Raw genomic sequence first — 2258 nt, 5'->3', positions numbered from 1 at the left:
ATTGCGCACGCCGCTGAACGTGATCTACGGCTGGGTCGAGGTGCTGCGCAGCGTCGACGGACAGGGCTTCGCGCAGCAGGCGGTCGACGCGATCGATCGCAGCGCGCGTTCGCTCGCGCGGATGGTCGGCGATCTGCTCGACGCGTCGTCGCTTGCGACCGGCAAGCTGCGTCTGGAGCGTACGCCGGTCGACGTCGCGCGCGTCGTGCACGACGCGGCGCGCGAGTTCGGCGCGCCCGCGCATGCGAAGGGCATCACGCTCGTCACGGAAGGCGCGGGCACGGCGTGCGTGATCTCCGCCGACGCGGAGCGGCTGCATCAAGTGCTGTCGAACCTGCTGTCGAACGCGATCAAGTTCACGCCGAGCGGCGGACGCATCGTCGTGTCGCTCGCACGCGTCGACGCGCACGTCAGTCTGTCGGTGGCCGATACGGGGCAAGGGATGGCGCCCGAAGCGCTGCCGCATCTATTCGATCCGTTCAACCGTCCGGCCAATGCGCCGGCATCGCCGCAGCGCGGCCTCGGGCTCGGCCTGTCGATCGTGCGCAACATCGCGGAGCTGCACGGCGGATCGGTGGAGGCGGCCAGCGAAGGGCCCGGTCGCGGCCTGACCGTCTCGGTCACGCTGCCGGCCGGCTGGGAGGCGGACATGGCGGCCGTTCCGCTCGGCGCCGTGGATAGCGTGCCGGCGGCGGCACTCGAACACCAGCGCGTGCTCGTCGTCGACGACGAGCCGACGTCGCGCGCGAGCCTCTCGGCCGCACTGCGGACGCTCGGCGCGCAGGTGTCCACCGCGCAGTCGGGGCGCGACGCGCTCGCGAGCATCGAGCGCGATCCGCCGACCGTCGTGCTATCGGACATCGCGATGCCCGACGGCGACGGATTCTGGCTGATCGAGCGCGTGCGGCGTCTGCCCGGGCGCCACGCGCGCATGCCGGTGGTCGCCGTGACCGCGCATGCGGGCGTCGCGGATCGGCAGCGGGTGATGGCCGCCGGCTTCGACGCGTATCTGTGCAAGCCGGTCGACGTGCCGACGCTCGCGAGCGCGATCGACGACGTGACGGCCCGTCGCACGCGCGAGAAGGACGGACCGGAACGGTAATGACGGCAAGCGCGGCCGGGCGGTCGCGCGCCGGCAGCGGAGGACGGGAGGACGACATGAACGAAACGAAACACGCGCCGCGCGCGAATGCGCAGCCGGCGCCGCCGCGCGTCGAACGTCGGCCGCCGGTTGCCGCAATCGCGCGCATACTGGTGTTGTCGTGTGCATGGATCGCGGTGCCTCTTCCGGCGGCGGCCGAGCAGGGCGTCGGCGCGAAGCTCGCGAGCCAGGCGTCGGCCGTCGGCAGCCAGCTGCGCGACGCGACGATCGCGTCCCGCGTCAGGGCCGCGCTCGTCGCGGAGCGCGGGCTCGCGTCCGGCGATATCGACGTGCAGGTACGCGATCACGTGGCCGAGCTGACGGGCACCGTGCCCGACGATCGGCAACGCGCGACCGCGCTCCGCGTCGTACGCGACGTGGACGGCGTACACGGCGTGCGCGACAAGCTGCAGATACGCCCGAAGTAACGTGATGCGCGGGCAAGCGCCGGGCCGATCGGGCGTCGCGCGCCTTGCGGCCCGGCGCGGCACCGTGCAGGAGGGTTCGACATGGACACCATCATCGCGGGCCGTTTCTCGACGCTCGAGCAGGCGGAACGCTGCGCGCAGCAGCTGCGCGGCCACGCCATGCATCGGGACGACGTGAAGGTCTTCTTTCTCAATCCGCCGGGCCAGCATGCGCTGTTCTGGCTCGGCGGCGACGTCTATGCGGATTCCGCCGCCCGGCCGGGCGGGCTGGGCGCGCTCGAAGGCGTCGCGATCGGTGCTGTCGTCGGCGCGGCCGGCGCGGCGGTGCTGTCGATCGGCGGCCTGCATTCGTCGTTCGTGTGGCTCGGCGTGCCGCTCGTCGGCGCGTATATCGGCGCGCTGTGCGGGGCGCTCGGCCGGATGCGCGGCGATGCGCCCGAAGGCCGCGGCGCGCTGCGCGAGTGCGAACACGGCGTCGTGCTCGCCGCGCACGTGACGCGGCGTACGGCCACGTTCGCGCAACGCACGCTCGTGGCGAACGGCGCGCTGTCGGTGGAGCGCGTCGACGGCGCATGGGATCACGGCGCGTGGACCGACTTCTTCACGTCGGGGCATCGGCCGGCATGACGGGCGCCGGCGCCGGCCGCGACACCGCTCGCCGCGCAGCCGCGTGGCGTTGGGCGCGGCCG

At 73.1% G+C, this 2258-nt stretch carries 3 protein-coding genes; all 3 read left to right on the top strand.

Features of this window, described 5'->3' with window-relative positions:
• Positions 1-1102, top strand: a 1102-nt coding sequence (locus HMPREF3115_RS32800) for a hybrid sensor histidine kinase/response regulator (RefSeq protein WP_256276421.1), incomplete at its 5' end; no start/stop codon positions are given.
• Positions 1103-1158: 56 nt separating this feature from the next.
• Positions 1159-1569 carry a BON domain-containing protein gene (locus tag HMPREF3115_RS25280; RefSeq protein WP_070556581.1) on the top strand — a complete coding sequence of 137 codons (411 nt, stop codon included), beginning with the start codon at positions 1159-1161 and terminating at the stop codon, positions 1567-1569.
• An 81-nt stretch (positions 1570-1650) separates the two neighbouring features.
• Complete coding sequence (locus HMPREF3115_RS25275) at positions 1651-2196, top strand: hypothetical protein (protein ID WP_006403558.1); 546 nt, start codon at positions 1651-1653, stop codon at positions 2194-2196.
• The last annotated feature ends 62 nt before the right edge of the window (positions 2197-2258 follow it).

The sequence above is a fragment of the Burkholderia sp. HMSC10F09 genome (assembly GCF_001806955.1).
GTDB classification, from domain to species: domain Bacteria; phylum Pseudomonadota; class Gammaproteobacteria; order Burkholderiales; family Burkholderiaceae; genus Burkholderia; species Burkholderia multivorans.
This window is presented reverse-complemented; position numbering and strand designations above follow the sequence as displayed.

Excerpts from the sequence above, each read along its gene's own strand:
- HMPREF3115_RS25280 (WP_070556581.1), top strand. The coding sequence starts at position 1,159 with ATGAACGAAACGAAACACGCGCCGCGCGCGAATGCGCAGCCGGCGCCG.
- HMPREF3115_RS25275 (WP_006403558.1), top strand. The coding sequence starts at position 1,651 with ATGGACACCATCATCGCGGGCCGTTTCTCGACGCTCGAGCAGGCGGAA.